We start from the raw sequence: 16,359 nt of genomic DNA, 5'->3' as shown, positions 1-16,359 counted from the left end.
CGCATGCGGGAGAGGGAAGCAAACCGGCAGGCTCGCGCATTGCCCGAGCCTGCCTGCTGTCTTACTTCTTAAACATCGAGCACTTCGACTCTGCCACCGTCGTGAAGGCCTGATCCCCCGGAATGGTCGCCACGACCTTCAGGTAGTCCCATGGCTTCTTGGACTCGGCCGGCGACTTCACCTGCATCAGGTACATGTCGTGGATGCCGCGGCCATCCTGGCGGATATAGCCCTTGGTGTAGAAGTCGTTGATCTTGGTCTTCTTCAGCTCGGCCATGACCTTGTCCGGGTCGTCCGTCTTGGCCGCGGCCACGGCCTTCAGGTAGGTGCTGACGGCCGAGTAGTCGGCGGCCTGCAGGCTGCTCGGCATCTTCTTCATCTTGCTGAAGTACCGGTTCGCGAACTTGCGGGTGTCGTCGTTCATGTCCCAGTACCAGCTGTCGGTCATCAGCAGGCCTTCGGTGTTCTTCAGGCCCAGGCTGTGGATGTCGTTGATGAACATCAGCAGGCCGGCGATCTTCATCGTCTTGGTGATGCCGAATTCCTTGGCCGCCTTGATCGCGTTGATCGTGTCGCCGCCGGCGTTGGCAAGACCCAGGATCTGCGCCTTGGAGGCCTGCGCCTGCAGCAGGAACGACGAGAAGTCGGAGGCCGACAGCGGGTGGCGCACCGAGCCGGCAACCGTACCGCCGTGGGCCTTCACGACCGCCGCGGTGTCGTTCTCCAGCGAGTGGCCGAAGGCGTAGTCAGCGGTCAGGAAGAACCACGACTTGCCGCCCTGCTTCACCACCGCGCTACCAGTGCCCTTGGCCAGAGCGACGGTGTCATAGGCGTAGTGCACCGTGTACGGCGAGCACTCTTCGTTGGTCAGGCGGGCCGTGCCGGCGCCGATATTGATGTAGACGCGCTTCTTCTCCGCCGCCACCTTGTTCATGGCCAGCGCGGTACCGGAGTTGGTACCGCCGATCAGCGCGTCCAGGCCCTGCTGGTCCATCCATTCGCGCGCCTTCGACGCGGCGATGTCGGCCTTGTTCTGGTGGTCGGCCGTGACCAGTTCGATGGGCTTGCCGAGCACCTTGCCGCCCGCGTCCTCGATGGCCATCTTGATGGCCTCGACGCCGCCCTGCCCGTCGATGTCGGCATACAGGCCCGACAGGTCGGTGATGAAACCGATCTTGACGGTATCGCCCGATACCTGCGCAGCGGCGTTGAACGAAACAGCACCCATGACAATGGCCGCCATCGCGGCCGCGAGCCGAGTCTTTTTCATTGCATTGTCTCCTGTGTTGTGGCGGCAGCGCGCCACCCGTTCCTGCCAAACAACCGATCTGGCGATCCGTGCAACCGGACGCGCGGATCAGACCCCCAGCAACTCATGCAGCACCGGCATCTTAGCTTCCAGCGCATTGGCCGCGAAGCGCTCGACGATGCTGCCGTGCTCCATCACATAGAAACGGTCGGCCAGCGGCGCGGCGAATCGGAAGTTCTGCTCCACCATCACCACCGTGTAGCCCTTCTTCTTGAGCATCAGGATCATGCGCGCGAGCGCCTGCACGATCACCGGTGCCAGGCCTTCCGAGATCTCGTCGAGCAGCAGCAGGTTCGCGCCGGTGCGCAGGATGCGCCCCACCGCCAGCATCTGCTGCTCGCCGCCCGACAGGCGCGTGCCCTGGCTCTGGCGGCGCTCCTTCAGGTTCGGGAACATGTCGTAGATTTCGGCCTCGCTCATGCCCTGGCCTTGACCCTTCAACTGCGGCGGCAGCATCAGGTTTTCCTCGCACGACAGGCTCGAGAAAATGGCCCGCTCTTCCGGGCAGTAGCCGATGCCGTAGTGCGCGATCTTGTGCGTGGGCAGGCCAATGGTCTCGTTGCCGTCGACCTTGATCGAGCCCTTGCGCGCGCCCGTCAGGCCCATGATCGCGCGCAGCGTCGTGGTGCGGCCCGCGCCATTGCGGCCCAGCAGCGTCACTACCTCGCCGCGGTTCACGGTCAGGTCCACGCCGTGCAGGATGTGCGATTCGCCGTACCAGGCGTGCAGGTCCTTGATCTCGAGCGCGGGTACGTTGGATGTCGTCATGTCGATGGCCCCCTCAGTGCGCGCCTTGCAGCTCGGCGTCGGCGGTGCCCATGTAGGCTTCCATCACGCGTGGGTCTTTCGAGACCTCTGCATACGGCCCTTCGGCCAGGATGGCGCCACGCTGCAGCACGGTGATCTTGTCGGCGATCGACGACACCACGTTCATGTTGTGCTCCACCATCAGGATGGTGCGGCCTGCCGAGACCTTCTTGATGAGCTGCGTGACGCGGTCCACGTCCTCATGGCCCATGCCCTGCGTGGGTTCGTCGAGCAGCATCAGTTCCGGTTCCATCGCCAGCGTGGTGGCGATCTCCAGCGCGCGCTTGCGACCGTACGGCAGGTTCACCGTGACGGTCTGCGCGAACTCGGTCAGGCCGACCTGGTCGAGCAGCTCCATCGCGCGGCCGTTGAGCACGTCGAGCGAGCGCTCGCTGCGCCAGAACTGGAACGCGGTGCCAAGCTGGCGCTGCAGGCCGATGCGCACGTTCTCCATCACCGTCAGGTGCGGAAACACGGCCGAGATCTGGAATGAACGGATGACGCCGCGGCGCGCGATCTGCGCGGGCTTCTCGCGGGTGATGTCGATGCCGTTGAAGAGAATGGTGCCAGTGGTCGGCTCCAGGAACTTGGTGAGCAGGTTGAAGCAGGTGGTCTTGCCGGCACCGTTGGGCCCGATCAGCGCATGGATCGAGCCGCGGCGTACGCGCAGGTTGACGTCGCTCACGGCCGTGAAACCCTTGAATTCCTTCGTCAGGTTTCGCGTTTCCAGGATGGTTTCCTGTTGATTCATAGTCTCCTGCCCGCCCTGTTGCTGAACTGCCGGCTTGTGCCCGGCATCACTGACAATCGGTTCGAACTCGGCGTTTCGCCGTTGGGTCGCTTTGATGGTTGTTATGCGGGTTGTTATACGCGGCGCGACTTCCGCTGTTGCCGGCGGTACCCCTGACCATGTGCTGGGTGGTGCACCAACCGCAGGCGTCTATTGTGTGCGCCTGTTGCATCGCAAAACATCGGGGTTTGCACTATAAGACATGAACGATGTGTCAGGTTTTTGACGCGCTGCGACAAGGACTTGCAGGCGATCCGGTCCCCGGCCCCTCCCCATTTTGCGGCGCGTCCCATGCTCAGGCCGCCTGCCGTTCCCGGCGGTCCTCGCGCAGCATGTCGCTGGCCCGTTCCGCGATCATGATGGTCGGCGAATTGGTGTTGCCGGAGGTGATCAGCGGCATGACCGAAGCGTCCACCACACGCAACCCATCGATGCCAAGCACGCGCAGCCGGTGGTCCACCACGGCCAGCGGGTCATCCGCGCGGCCCATGCGGCATGTGCCGACCGGATGGAAGATCGTGGTGCCGATATTGCCCGCGGCCTCGGCCAGCGCTTCGTCGGTTTCAAAGCCGGGGCCCGGCAGCCATTCTTCCGGGCGATATGGCGCGAGTGCCGGCGATGCCACGATGCGCCGCGTGAGCCGCAGGGAATCCGCCGCGACCTTGCGGTCCTCCTCCGTGGACAGGTAATTGGGCGCGATTGCCGGCGCCCGGCGGAAGTCGGCGCTGTCGATATGCACGCTGCCGCGCGAAGTCGGACGCAGGTTGCAGACGCTGGCCGTGAACGCGTTGAACGCGTGCAGCGGGTCGCCGAACTTGTCGAGCGACAGCGGCTGCACGTGATATTCCAGATTTGGCCGCGCCTGCGATGCGTCCGAACGCGCGAACGCGCCAAGCTGCGACGGCGCCATGCTCATCGGCCCGCTCTGGTTGAATGCGTACTCCAGCCCGATGCCGAGCTTGCCCCACCAGCTTGCCACGCGCGTGTTGAGCGTGCGCACGCCGTTCACCTTGACCACCGTGCGCAGCTGCAGGTGGTCCTGCAGGTTCTCGCCCACGCCCGGCAACGCGTGCCTTACCTGGATGCCCAGGGCCTGCAGGCGCTCGCCTTGCCCGATGCCCGACAGCTCCAGCAACTGCGGCGTGTTGACCGCGCCCGCAGCCAGGATGACTTCGTGCCGCGCGGACGCACTGTGCGCCTGCCCGCCGCCGACATAGTTCACGCCGGTGCAGCGGCGCCCCTCGAAGGTCAGCGCGCTGACCTGCGCGCCGGTGACGATGGTCAGGTTGGGCCGGTCCGCCGCGCGCCGCAGGAAGGCCTTGGACGTGTTCCAGCGGATGCCGCGGCGCTGGTTGACCTCGAAGTAGCCCACGCCGAAGTTGTCGCCACGGTTGAAGTCGTCGGTGCGCGGTATGCCAGCCTGCTCGGCCGCTTCGATAAAGCGCTCCAGGATGTCCCACTGCAGGCGTTGCGCCTCCACGCGCCATTCGCCGCCGGCGCCATGGAATTCGCTCGGGCCGCGATGATGGTCTTCGCTGCGCTTGAACAACGGCAGCACGTTGTCCCACCGCCAGCCGTCATCGCCGCTCAGGCGTGCCCAGTCGTCGTAGTCTTCACGCTGGCCGCGCATGTAGATCATGCCGTTGATCGACGAAGAGCCGCCCAGCACGCGCCCGCGCGGATAGCCCAGCGAGCGCCCGTTGAGCCCCTTCTCCGCCACCGTGCGATACAGCCAGTCCGTACGCGGATTGCCGATGCAATACAGGTAGCCGACCGGGATATGGATCCAGTGGTAGTCGTCCTTGCCGCCCGCTTCGAGCAACAGCACATTCACGTCCGCGTCCTGCGTCAGGCGGTTGGCCAGCACGCAGCCGGCCGAGCCAGCGCCCACGATGATGTAGTCAAAGGTCTCCATGCGAGTCGTCTCGTCTCCGCTTGTGCTTGTTTTTGTGTTCTGGTGTTCTGATGTCCTGGTACCTGCCTGCATGCGCGCCGTAGCGGCTGCCGGCATCGTCCCATCTTTGCGTTGGGTGAAGATGCTGGCGCGCTTGCGGCCTCGCATCGGGTGTGCCGGCCTGCTTCCCGGGGCGCTCCGCGCGGCTTGTACCGGCTGCTGTGTCCGCAAGGTTGGCGCAGTTGCGCGGGCCCGTCCAATGATTTATCGTCAATTGCAATATAAGCCGGGCAAAATATTGCACCGCACACTCGCGCGCCCCTGACCGTGGATCTCCATCACCTGCGCGCCTTCGTTGCCGTCGCGCGCGAAGGCAATCTCACCCGTGCCGCCCAGCGGCTTCACCTGACGCAGCCGGCCGTCAGCCTGCAGCTGAAGGCACTGCAATCGGCCTGGCGCATCCGCCTGTTCGAACGCACCGCCGCGGGCCTCACACTCACTGCCGACGGCACAGCGCTGCTGCCGCTGGCCGAGCGCATCCTCGACAGTGCCGGAGACCTGCAGCACACCGTCGACGCGATGCACAACACGGTGCGCGGCAAGCTCGCCATCGGCACCATCCTCGACCCCGAGTTCACGCGGCTTGGCGTCATGCTGCGCACGCTGGTCGAACGCCATCCGCAGATCGGCACGGAGCTGCGTCACGGCATGTCGGGCTGGGTGCTGCAACAGGTACGCAGCGGCGCGCTCGATGTCGGCTTCTACCTCGGGCAGCCGCCCGATCCCGGCTTCCATGCGCTGGCGCTCACGCCGTTCTCGTATTACGTGGTCGCGCCCAAGGGCTGGAAGGAGCGCACCGCGCTGCGGTCCTGGGCGCAGCTCGCGACGCTGCCATGGATCTGGACGCCGCCCGAGTCCGCGCACAACCGGCTGCTCTCGGCACGCTTTGCCGAGGCCGGCGTGGACGCGGCCGGCGTGCACAAGGTCGCGCACGTGGACCAGGAAGCGTCGATGCTGGACCTCGTGCGCTCTGGCGTGGGCCTGTCGCTCGTGCGCGACTCCATCGCGCTGCGCGAGTCGCATGCGCATGGCCTCGTGGTCGTGGAAGGCATGTCGGTGCAGACCGGGCTGACGCTGGTCGCGCTGGCCAGCCGCCGCGACGATCCCGTGGTGAGTGCCGTGTTCGGCGTGGCGGAATCCGTGTTCCGCGGTTAGTGTCACTAGCGCTGCGGCTGCACCAGATGCCGCCGCAGCCAGTCCGTCAGCGCGGCGAACACTTCGCTGCGCAGGGGTTCGGCTTCGTTGAAGATCTCGTGGTAGCCGTGGTCGAACCACACTACGTCGCGCAGGTCGGCTGGTGCGTTGTCGAAGAAAGTACGGCTGCCGGCAGGGTCGACGATGCGGTCCGCGCCGCCCACCAGCATCAGCATGGGCGCCTCGAGCCGCGGCGCATCGGCCTGCGCCTGCGCCATGCCGCGAATAAAGCTCTCCAGCACGCCTGCCGTGATGGTGGTCTGCACCAGCGGGTCTGAGCGGTAGCGCGCCACGACCTGCGCGTCATGCGACAGCAGGCGCGCATCAATGGGGTTCGGCACGCGCAGCCGGGGCGCCAGCGTCAGCAGCACGCGGTGCAGCGTCAGCATGGCCGGCGACAGCCTCAGCGCCAGCGCAGGCGACGACAGCACCAGCGCGCGCACCGGCCGCACCCGCGCGGTAGCGAAACGCGCGGCCACCAGCCCGCCCATGCTGTGGCCGAGCAGGATCGGCAGTTCGTTCCAGACGCGCACTGCGGCATCGTAGATCTCCGCCAGGTCGTCGAGATAGGCGTCGGGATGCTCGGCCACCATGCGCGCGCCGCCGCTGGCGCCATGGCCGCGTTGATCGTAGGCGCGCACGCGCAAGCCCAGCCCGCACAGCACCTCCACGACATGCTGGTAGCGTCCGCTGTGCTCGGCCAGGCCGTGCACCAGCAGCACGCAGCCAAGCGGTTCGGGACAGGTGCGCGGATCCGGCTCCCAGGTACGCAGCAGCAGCTCGGTGCCGTCGCGCATGCGCTGCCGGCTTTCCACTGCCACAACGCCCGGTGCCGTGTCCGGCGCGTCCACGCGCGCGGAATGCCCGGCCTCGGCAGGATGAACGGGGTCTTCCGTCATGGGCTTGTCCATCCGCGCGTCTCCTCCCGTTGCCGCCCGTTCGCCGCGGGCGGCACTGCGTTTCTGATTATTGTTCGTCGTCCGCCGCGCCGCCACACGCGCCCGCGCCATGGCAATGCGCATGGCCGTCCGCATCGCCGTGAGGCTGCGCGAAGTCGGCAAGGATCGGGCAATCCGGCCGGTCGTCGCCGCTGCAGGCTTCGGCCAGCGCGTGCAGGGTATCGCGCATCGCGGCCAGTTCGGCGATGCGCTTCTCCAGGTCGGCCACATGCCGCAGCGTCATCGCCTTCACGTCGGCACTGGCGCGCTGGCGGTCATGCCACAGCGACAGCAGCCCGCGGATCTCGTCGAGCGAAAACCCCAGATTACGGGCGCGCCGCACGAAGCGCAAGGTATGCACGGCGCGCTCGTCATACCGGCGGTAGCCGCCTTCGGTGCGCGGCGGCGCATCGACCAGGCCGATCGCCTCGTAGTGCCGGATCATCTTGGCGGAAACGCCCGAGGCCTCCGCTGCCTGCCCGATATTCATGCCCTGGCTCCCTGCTCGCCGGCGCCAGCACCCGGATGCCAGCGGCGCAGCAGCAGCGCATTGCTGACGACACTCACGCTGGAGAACGCCATCGCCGCACCGGCGACCACCGGGTTCAGCAACCCTGCCGCCGCCAGCGGAATGCCCACCACGTTGTAGAAGAACGCCCAGAACAGGTTTTGGCGGATCTTGCGCACCGTGCGGTGCGACACGGCGAGCGCATCGGCCACCAGCGCGGGATCGCCGCGCATCAGCGTGATCCCGGCCGCATGCATGGCCACGTCGGTGCCGGTCGACATCGCAATGCCGACATCGGCGGCGGCCAGCGCCGGCGCGTCGTTGATACCGTCGCCGACCATGGCCACGACCGCACCGTCCTGGCCCAGCGCACGCACGCGCGCCGCCTTGTCTTCCGGCAGCACCTCGGCCTGCACATCGTCCAGCCCGAGCGCCTGTGCCACGCGTGCGGCCGCGCCGCGGTTGTCGCCGGTCAGCATCACGGTGCGCACGCCTGCCGCGCGCAGCCGCGCCATCGCAGCGGGCGCGCCGGGCTTGATGGCATCGCCAAAGGCCACCAGGCCGGCAACGCGCGGCGGCTGCGTTTCTACCAGCCACGATACCGTGCGGCCTTCTTCTCGCAGGCGGTCGGCCATGGTCTGCAGCGTACCTGTCTCAGCGCCCAGCGCTTCGCGCAGACGTTCGCTGCCGAGCTGCAGGGCCTGCCCGTCGACCACGCCGGCAATGCCGCGTCCCGGCAGCGCCTGCACATCGGTGGCGGCCGGCGTGGCGATGCCACGCGCCTGCGCCGCGTTCAGCACCGCGCGTGCCAGCGGGTGCTCGCTGCCGGCCTGCAGCGCAGCCAGCCGTGCCAGCAGCCGCGCGCCATCGGCATCGTCCGCATCGGCAGCATGCAGGGCCACGACTTCCGGCCGTCCGACGGTCAGCGTGCCGGTCTTGTCGAAGGCCACCACGCTCACGCGATGGGCGATCTCCAGCGCCTCGGCATCCTTGATCAGGATGCCCGCGCGCGCGCCGGCGCCGGTGCCAGCCATGATGGCCGTCGGCGTGGCCAGCCCCAGCGCGCACGGGCAGGCGATCACCAGCACCGCCACCGCATTGAGCAGCGCCGCTTCCCAGTCGCCCGCGAACAGGCCCCAGCCGAGCAGCGTGACCAGCGCAATGCCCAGCACCACGGGCACGAACACCGCGCTGACCTGGTCCACCAGGCGCTGGATCGGCGCCTTGGCCGCCTGCGCGTGCTCGACCATGCGGATGATGCGGGCCAGCACGGTCTCGGCGCCCACCGCCACGGTGCGCGCTACCAGCAGGCCTTCGAAATTGATGGCGCCACCGGTGAGCTTGTCGCCGGGGCCCTTGGGTACGGGCAGGCTCTCGCCGGTCAGCATCGATTCGTCCGCATGGCTCGTGCCCTCGATCACCACGGCATCGACGGGAATGCGCTCGCCCGGGCGCACCACCACCTCGTCATCCACGCGTACGGACGCCAGCGGCACGGTCACTTCCTGCCCGCCGCGGCGCACGCGCGCAGTGTCTGGCCGCAGCGCCGCAAGCGCGCGGATGGCGTCGGCGGTCTGGCGCTTGGCGCGCGTCTCCAGCCACTTGCCCAGCCGTACCAGCGTGATGACCACGGCCGCGCTTTCGAAATACAGGTGCGGCATGGCATCCGGCGAGCGCCACATCAGCCACAGCGACAGGCCATAGGCCGCGCTCGTGCCCAGGGCCACCAGCAAGTCCATATTGCCTGCGCCCGCGCGCACGGCTTTCCACCCGGCCTTGTAGAAGCGCCAGCCGAACACGAACTGCACCGGCGTGGCCAGCAGCCACTGCACCCAGGCCGGCAGCATCCAGTGCACGCCGAGCCATTCCAGCACCATGGGCAACACCAGCGGCAGCGACAGCGCCGCCGAGAGGATCACCGGCCACGGGCCGCTCCAGAAGTCCCGGGCGGCGGCATCTGGCGCGACGCCAGGCAATGTCTCCGTCATCGGCGTTGCGCCGTAGCCCGCGCGCGCCACCGCGGCCGCGAGCGTATCGGCATCGGCGCTGCCGCGCAGCAGCGTCACGCTCGCGCGCTCGGTCGCCAGATTGACCTGGGCATCGAGCACGCCGGGCACGGCGCGCAGCGCACGTTCGACGCGGCCCACGCAGGAAGCGCACGTCATGTCAGCGATATTGAGTTCCACCGTCTCGCGCGGCACTTCATAGCCGGCATCCGCGATGGCCTTGGCCGCGGCGGGCAGCACGGCGCCGCTGTCGGCGCGAAGCGTGGCCTGCTCCGTCGCAAGGTTCACGGCAACGTCCTGCACGCCAGGCACCTTGGCGAGCGCGTTCTCGACACGCCGCACGCACGAGGCACAGGTCATGCCGTCGATCGGCAGCCGCCACTCCGGCGCCTGGCTGCCCGTCAAGGATGGGGAAAGGCTGGCATTCGGCATTGCTGGGCTCATCCACAGTTTTGGTGACTGCATGATGGACCTTACCATCATAGGAAGGTCAAGGGGGATGTTGAGTGCCGTTACCTGCCCTTTCGGTTGCCAGCTTCCGGTTTTGCTTGCGCTTCCCACGATAGGAAGGTTCACACTACCTCTGTTGCGGCAATCGTGCTGCCAGTCCATGTCAATCAGGAGGTCCCAACCATGATCCAGTTCCAGGTCGAAGGCATGTCGTGCAACCACTGCGTCGGCGCCATTACGCGCGCGGTGCAGGGCGTCGATCCCGCCGCACGCGTCACGGCGGATGTGCCGGCCCAGTCGGTCAAGGTCGAAAGCGGCGCCGATGTGCAGGCATTGCGGGCGGCCATCGAGGAAGCTGGCTATCCGGTGAAGTCGGCGGCGTGAAGCCCGGCGCCGCTCATCAACGAATGAAACGAAACGGGGCGCCCAAGGCGCCCCGTTTTCACAACTGTCCTGGCGGAAATCAGAACCGGTAACCCACACTCAGGAACGTCACCACCGGATCGATCTTGATCTTGGTGTGCGAAATGATTGTCGTCGCGCCCGCCTGCGTGGTCAGCGTGGCATGCGTCGACAGCGGCAGGTAGGACACCGACAGGCCGACAAACCAATTGTCGGTAATGGCGTAGTTGGCACCGATATTGAACACCGGGTTCCACGAACTGTCGGCACTGGCGGTCATCTTGGCGCCGGGAATGCCAAACGCGTGGTTGACGAAGTTCTGGTTGGTAATGGTTTCGTCGGTGAACCACGTGTAGTTCACACCGAGGCCCACGTACGGGCGGAACCTGGTCTTGGCTTCGAAGAAGTGGTACTTCACCAGCACAGCCGGGCTCCACTGCCTGACCGATCCCAGCTTGCCATATTGGGCGTAGTCGCCGGTGCCCTTGACGTCATGCTTGGGCGGAATGCCCGCGACGAATTCGGCCGAGATGTTGTCCGTGAAGAAATGCGTGAAGGCGATGCCCAGCGTGTCGGCGCTCTCGATATCCGCGCCGGTGTTCGGGCGGGTCATGCCGACCGGGCGGCCGTTGATGCTGTCCACCGTCAGCGGATCGGCCGAGCTGTTCGGCATCACGCGGAACCAGCCCAGGCTGATGATGTTGCTGCCAGCCGATTGTGCCTGTGCGGTACCTGCCAGCGCCATGACAGCGCCTGCCGCCAGCATCTTCTTATAGGTCGATTTCATAGTCCTGATACTCCTCATTCGGTTGCTGCCGGCAGGCATTATCCGACCTGCCGCACCGGGACTGTTTCGTCGACGACACAGATTCGTAGAAGGACTCCCCTAACCTAAGGGTTAACCATTAAGAAAATCGTATCGAGGCTGGTACGGGCCCTCGGTATCGCAGCATGCGCGCAACGTTTTGCCGTGCAGCGCAAAAAACCCTCGAATATACGTGGTCTTGCGCAGGCGGCGGCAGGATTTCCATCAGGCCGCCGCCTGCGCAAACCAAGCCTGTAGCGTCAGGGCGTCACGATGGCGAAGTTGCTGTCGAACTTGTCCATCAGGCCCATCCACGTGCGCAGCGCGCCGGCATCGCCGTCGACGCGTGCCCGTCCGGCCTGCACTTCGGCCGGCAGCGTGGTCTGGCCAGCCAGTACGCCCATCAGCGTCGCGCGTGGGATGCTCAGCGTCACCTGCGGGTTCGCGTGCCGGGCGTCGGCCTTGTAGCGGAACACGCCATTGTCCACCGTCAGCGCGTAGCGCTTGCCGGTATCGGGCTGGACCCAGTCGATGGCCAGCTTATGCCCGGCCGCACGCTCGCCATTCAGGCGGATCGCCAGGTAGTCCAGGAGCATGGTGTCGGTCATCGCGCGCAGCACATCGGGGCTCGAGGTGCGCGTGCCCACATCCCTGGACAGGCCGCTGCGCAGTTCCTGCGCACCGCTCAGGAAGGCGCTGCGCCACGTGGCCGATTCGGTCTGGTAGCCGAGTTGCTCGAGCGCGTCGGCTTCCAGGTCACGCGCCGCCTGGTTGGACGGATCGGCAAAGACCACATGCTTCATGACCTCGGCCACCCAGCGGTACTCGCCGCGCGCGTACGAAGCCTTAGCCTGTTCGATCACCCTGGCCGCACCGCCCATGAACTGGACATAGTGCCTGGCAGCCTCTTCCGGCGGCAGCGGATAGAGGTTGGCCGGGTTGCCGTCATACCAGCCCAGGTAGCGCTGGTAGATCGCCTTGGCATTGTGGTTGACCGTGCCGTAATAGTCACGCAGGTCCCACTGGCTGGCCAGTGACGGCGGCAGTTTCACGCGCTCGCCGATCTCGGCCGGCGTGAAGCCCTGGTTGGCCAGGCGCAGCGACTGGTCGTGGATGTACTTGTAGGCGTCGCGCTGGTTGCCGAGGTACGTCACGATGTTCTGCTGGCCCCACTTCGGCCAGTGATGCTGGGCGAATACCACCTCGGTGCGGCCGCCGAAGCGGTCGATGGTCTCATCCAGCGCACGCCACCACTGGTTGGCGTCGCGCACCTGCGCCCCGCGGATGGTGTACAGGTTATGCAGGTTGTGGGTGGCGTCCTCGGCCGCACACAGCGCCTTCCACTGCGGGAAGTACATCAGCATCTCGGCGGGCGCCTCGGTGCCGGGCGCCATCTGGAACTCGATCTGCACGCCGTCGATCGTGCGCGTCTCGCCGGTCTTCGCGATCAGGTCCGTCGGCGGAATCAGCGTGATGGTGCCGTGCGACACCGCCTTGCCAAGGCCTGAATCGACATGGCCGGTGGCCGACCGCGGCAGGTTGGCGCCGTACATGTACTGCGCCCGGCGGCCCATCGCCGTGCCCGCGAACACGTTCTCGCTGACGGCCTCTTCCATGAACCCTTCGGGCGCCAGCACCTTGACGCGGCCGGCCTTGACATCCTCGTTGGTGGTCACGCCCTTGACGCCGCCGAAGTGGTCGCCATGGCTATGGGTGTAGATCACCGCCACCACGGGCTTCTTCGGACGATGCTTGTAGTACAGGCCCAGCGCCGCATGCGCGGTTTCCGTCGAGGTGAGCGGATCGATGATGATCAGCCCGGTATCGCCCTCGATGATGGTCATGTTCGAGATGTCCAGCCCGCGCACCTGGTAGATGCGGTCCGTGACCTGGAACAGGCCGTTGTTCATGTTCAGCTGCGCCTGGCGCCACAGGCTGGGATTGACCGTATCCGGCGCCTTCGCATCGCGCAGGAACGCGTAGGTCCCCAGCGACCAGACCAGACGGCCCTGCGCGTCGCGGATTTCGTTGCTGTCCAGCGTGCCGATAAAGCCGCGCTGTGCATCCTCGAAGTCCTGCCGGTTGGCGAAAGGCAACTGCTGCAGGACGGCCGCGTTGGCCTTCGCGGTAGCCGCCGTGGCGGGCCTGGGACCTTCGGCGGCATGGGCTGTGCCAGCCAGGCACAGCGCAGCGGCGGCCAGCGCCGCATATCGGTGAAGCATTGGGTACTCCTTGAGACATTGGCTCTGTGCGAGCCCGATGAAGCGACAAGGCGGCAGCCGAAGCTGCCGTCCACCAGCGGGGGCACATTGTCCTGAACATTCAGTACAATTTTGAAGTTTGGTTCGAATACCGTCACACTGTCAAATTCGAATAATCAGAATTTCTGCGCGGACGCGTCCGCACAGGTGATCTGAACGACCTCTTTGATTGCGCCCCGATGTCCGCTTCCGCCCCGCCGTCCGCTCCGCCAGCCGCCCAGAAAAACCGCCGCGGCCTGGAAACCCGCCAGCGCGTGCTCGCGGTCACGCGCGACCTGATCCGCGCGCACGGCTATGCCGACGTCACGCTGGACCAGATCTCCGGCAGCGCGGGCGTCGCCAAGAGCAGCTTGCTATGGCACTTCGGGAGCAAGGAAATGCTATTGGCGGAAGCCGCCACCAGCTTGTTCAAGCAGATCGGGCAGGAGACTGCGCCGCAGGTGCGTGCGGGTGAAACACCGGCTCGACGCCTGGACCGGGTATTCGAGCAGGTGGCGCAGGCCTTCGCCGCCAACCCGGAAGCCAAGGGTGTGGTGCTCGGCATGCTGTTCTCGGGCAGCGTGCCGGCCAGCGTACGCGCCGAAATCCGCCGCGGCTGGGACAGCCACGTGCAGGCGCTGGTCGACGCATTCTCGCTGCCCCAGCGGCCGATGCCGGCCCCGATGGCGCGGCTGATGCTGGCCACCTTCCAGGGCTGTTACTGCCACTGGTATGCCGGCGGCTGCAGCGAGCCGATTGCAACCTTCCTTGAGCCGGCGCGGGAACTGTTCCGTATGTGGCTGGAGTCCGCAGCGGCGTAGCGCCGGTCAGCCTTGCCGGCTGGCCAGCACGCAGGCCGCCAGGTCCCACAGCGCGTAGCCGACGCTCTTGAACACGAGCGGGCTGCCGGCGCGCGCCCGAATGGCCCCCGCCTCCAGGATGGCCGTTTCGAACGGCTGTACCGTAGCCCAGTCGATGCCCGCCTGGAGCAGGTCGCCGGCTTCGTCCTCGATACCGAACAGCGTATCGGCCAGCAGCCGACCGCTGGCCGAAGCCGCGTGGCACAGCGCGGGCGGCAGTTCGCACATGTCGGGGCGGAACGCGCCAACCGCGGCAATGAAATGGTCGTCCCGCCACAAGCCGCTGCCGATGTCCGGCAACACCGGACTGCGGCTCGATGTCACCGTCACCACCATCGACACGCGCGGCAGCACGGATGCAGGGTCATCCACGACTTCCGCCGCCACGCCGAGCGTGCCGGCATGCGCGGCCAGCGCCTCGGCCTTGTCGCGCGTGCGCGAATGCAGCCACACGCGGCGCACCGGCAGTCCGGCGACAAAGGCTTCCAGGTGCGTCAGCGCCTGCACGCCGGCACCGATGATCAGCAGCTCGCCGTCCGGCTGCGCGGCAAAGCGCTGTGCCGCCAGCAACGACACCGCCGCCGTGCGCCGGCCTGTCACCGTGGGGCCGTCGAGCATCGCCACGCGCTCACCGGTATGCGCGTCGGCCACCACTACTTCGCCAAGGATGTTCGGCAGCCCGCGCCGCGGATTGTCCGGATGCACGGTGATGTTCTTGGTCATCACCAGCCGCCGGTTGCGCGCCGGCATCACCAGCAGCGTGCCCTCTCCGTCCTGCGCGTCGCCTACCGGCAGCGCGATGCGCGGCGGCGCCATGGCCGTGCCGTCGCGCAGTTCGGCCAGCATGTCGGCGATCGCCGCGGCCAGCTCTGGGTAAGGCAGGCGTGCGGCCGTGCTGGCGGCATCGAGGGGGATCAGGGACATGCGGGCACTCCGGCGGGCGCGGTTCATGGGTTCAGGACCCGCCATTATGCGGCAGGCCCTGCGCGCCCCGATCAGCGCGCCAGCATCGGCATCACCTGTTCGGCATAGCGCGTACCCGACGCTGCGCCGGCCGGAAAGACGGCGTCGATCTCCGCGAGTTCCCTGGCATCGAGCCGCACATCCAGTGCGCCCAGGTTGTCGTCGAGGTTGGCGATGCGGCGCGTGCCGGGGATCGGTACGACCTGCGGCCCGCGCGCCAGCACCCAGGCCAGCGCCAGCTGCGCCGGCGTGCAGCCTTTGGCTACAGCCAGTGTGCGCACCTTGTCGACGAGCGCGAGGTTGCGCGCGAAGTTCTCGCCCATGAAGCGCGGATTGGTGCGGCGGAAATCGTCCGCGTCAAAATCCTCCGGGCTGCGGATGGCGCCCGTCAGGAAGCCGCGCCCGAGCGGACTGTATGGCACGAAGCCGATCCCCAGCCGCTCGCATGTGGCGAGGATGCCGTCGGACTCCACGTCGCGCGTCCACAGCGAATACTCGCTCTGCAGCGCCGTGACCGGGTGCACCTTGTGCGCGCGTTCGATGGTCTGCGCACCGGCCTCCGACAGGCCGATCCAGCGCACCTTGCCGGCCTTCACCAGGTCGGCCATCGCACCCACGGTTTCCTCGATGGGTACCTTCGGATCGATGCGGTGCTGGTAGTACAGGTCGATATGGTCCACGCCCAGCCGCTTCAGGCTGGCGTCGCAGCTCGCGCGCACGTACTCGGGCCGGCCGTTGACGCCGCGCACCGCCGGCTGGGACAGGTCGCGCACGATGCCGAACTTGGTCGCCAGCACGACCTGGCCGCGCCGCCCGGCAATGGCACGGCCTACGAGTTCCTCATTGGTATGCGGGCCATAGATGTCGGCGGTGTCGAGCAGCGTAATGCCGCGGTCTAGCGCACAGTGGATGGTACAGATCGATTCGGCATCGTCATGCGCACCGTAGAAATCGCTCATGCCCATGCAGCCGAGGCCGATGGCCGAGACCCGGGGGCCATGGTTGCCGAGCTGGCGGGTAGGAATCGGGGTAGTGCTTCCGGTCATGCTGGCTCCTGTCTGGTGGCGTCGCACGCGGCGACGAACGCAGGCAAGTATGGACAGTCGACGGCCCCGGAACCAGCGTGCTACGCT

The 16,359-nt window shown here is 67.0% G+C and carries 14 protein-coding genes; 3 read left to right on the top strand and 11 right to left on the bottom strand.

The window, feature by feature from the left end; translation table 11 throughout:
* Nucleotides 1-61 precede the first annotated feature (61 nt).
* The 4 genes from LDO29_RS12910 to LDO29_RS12895 all read right to left on the bottom strand — a co-directional run bounded on the left by LDO29_RS12910 (nt 62) and on the right by LDO29_RS12895 (nt 4,821).
* A complete protein-coding gene (locus tag LDO29_RS12910; RefSeq protein ID WP_224080179.1) occupies nt 62-1,270 on the bottom strand; it encodes an ABC transporter substrate-binding protein in 1,209 nt (402 codons plus the stop codon).
* Nucleotides 1,271-1,357: 87 nt separating this feature from the next.
* On the bottom strand, nt 1,358-2,077 hold the full coding sequence (locus tag LDO29_RS12905) for an ABC transporter ATP-binding protein (protein ID WP_224080178.1): 720 nt from the start codon (nt 2,075-2,077) through the stop codon (nt 1,358-1,360).
* A 13-nt stretch (nt 2,078-2,090) separates the two neighbouring features.
* Nucleotides 2,091-2,867, bottom strand: a complete 777-nt coding sequence (locus LDO29_RS12900) for an ABC transporter ATP-binding protein (RefSeq protein WP_224080177.1) — start codon at nt 2,865-2,867, stop codon at nt 2,091-2,093.
* Between the two features lie 334 nt (nt 2,868-3,201).
* Complete coding sequence (locus LDO29_RS12895; RefSeq protein ID WP_224080176.1) at nt 3,202-4,821, bottom strand: GMC family oxidoreductase; 1,620 nt, start codon at nt 4,819-4,821, stop codon at nt 3,202-3,204.
* 306 nt (nt 4,822-5,127) lie between these two features.
* Between LDO29_RS12895 and LDO29_RS12890 the strand changes: the two genes are divergently transcribed.
* Nucleotides 5,128-6,015: a LysR family transcriptional regulator gene (locus LDO29_RS12890; RefSeq protein ID WP_224080175.1), complete on the top strand. Its 888-nt coding sequence runs from the start codon at nt 5,128-5,130 to the stop codon at nt 6,013-6,015.
* Between the two features lie 5 nt (nt 6,016-6,020).
* Here LDO29_RS12890 and LDO29_RS12885 read toward each other — a convergent pair whose 3' ends face one another.
* From LDO29_RS12885 to LDO29_RS12875, 3 genes are read right to left on the bottom strand one after another with little or no spacing between them, the layout of a single operon-like run.
* Complete coding sequence (locus LDO29_RS12885; RefSeq protein ID WP_224080174.1) at nt 6,021-6,965, bottom strand: alpha/beta hydrolase; 945 nt, start codon at nt 6,963-6,965, stop codon at nt 6,021-6,023.
* Nucleotides 6,966-7,020: 55 nt separating this feature from the next.
* Nucleotides 7,021-7,482 (bottom strand): Cu(I)-responsive transcriptional regulator, encoded by a 462-nt coding sequence (cueR, locus tag LDO29_RS12880; RefSeq protein ID WP_224080173.1) that lies wholly within the window; start codon nt 7,480-7,482, stop codon nt 7,021-7,023.
* On the bottom strand, nt 7,479-9,938 hold the full coding sequence (locus tag LDO29_RS12875) for a heavy metal translocating P-type ATPase (protein ID WP_224080172.1): 2,460 nt from the start codon (nt 9,936-9,938) through the stop codon (nt 7,479-7,481). Before LDO29_RS12875 ends, cueR begins: the two co-directional genes overlap by 4 nt.
* Before the next feature lie 201 nt (nt 9,939-10,139).
* Here LDO29_RS12875 and LDO29_RS12870 point away from each other — a divergent pair, with 201 nt between their 5' ends.
* Nucleotides 10,140-10,340 (top strand): heavy-metal-associated domain-containing protein, encoded by a 201-nt coding sequence (locus LDO29_RS12870; protein WP_224080171.1) that lies wholly within the window; start codon nt 10,140-10,142, stop codon nt 10,338-10,340.
* A gap of 79 nt (nt 10,341-10,419) precedes the next feature.
* On the opposite strand, the gene LDO29_RS12865 is transcribed toward LDO29_RS12870, so the two are convergent.
* Nucleotides 10,420-11,145 (bottom strand): OmpW/AlkL family protein, encoded by a 726-nt coding sequence (locus tag LDO29_RS12865; RefSeq protein ID WP_224080170.1) that lies wholly within the window; start codon nt 11,143-11,145, stop codon nt 10,420-10,422.
* 278 nt (nt 11,146-11,423) lie between these two features.
* Nucleotides 11,424-13,385, bottom strand: a complete 1,962-nt coding sequence (locus tag LDO29_RS12860) for an alkyl/aryl-sulfatase (RefSeq protein ID WP_224080169.1) — start codon at nt 13,383-13,385, stop codon at nt 11,424-11,426.
* Nucleotides 13,386-13,603: 218 nt separating this feature from the next.
* On the opposite strand from LDO29_RS12860, the gene LDO29_RS12855 reads away from it, so the two are divergent.
* Nucleotides 13,604-14,224 carry a TetR/AcrR family transcriptional regulator gene (locus LDO29_RS12855; protein ID WP_224080168.1) on the top strand — a complete coding sequence of 207 codons (621 nt, stop codon included), beginning with the start codon at nt 13,604-13,606 and terminating at the stop codon, nt 14,222-14,224.
* 6 nt (nt 14,225-14,230) lie between these two features.
* Here the strand turns inward: LDO29_RS12855 and LDO29_RS12850 are convergent, their stop codons facing one another.
* Complete coding sequence (locus tag LDO29_RS12850; RefSeq protein WP_224080167.1) at nt 14,231-15,187, bottom strand: delta(1)-pyrroline-2-carboxylate reductase family protein; 957 nt, start codon at nt 15,185-15,187, stop codon at nt 14,231-14,233.
* Between the two features lie 71 nt (nt 15,188-15,258).
* On the bottom strand, nt 15,259-16,272 hold the full coding sequence (locus LDO29_RS12845; protein ID WP_224080166.1) for an aldo/keto reductase: 1,014 nt from the start codon (nt 16,270-16,272) through the stop codon (nt 15,259-15,261).
* Nucleotides 16,273-16,359 lie beyond the last annotated feature (87 nt).

The organism is Cupriavidus laharis, from assembly GCF_914271435.1.
GTDB classification, from domain to species: Bacteria; Pseudomonadota; Gammaproteobacteria; order Burkholderiales; family Burkholderiaceae; genus Cupriavidus; species Cupriavidus laharis.
The sequence above is the reverse complement of the archived record's forward strand: the minus strand, read 5'-3'. Positions and strand labels throughout refer to the sequence as shown.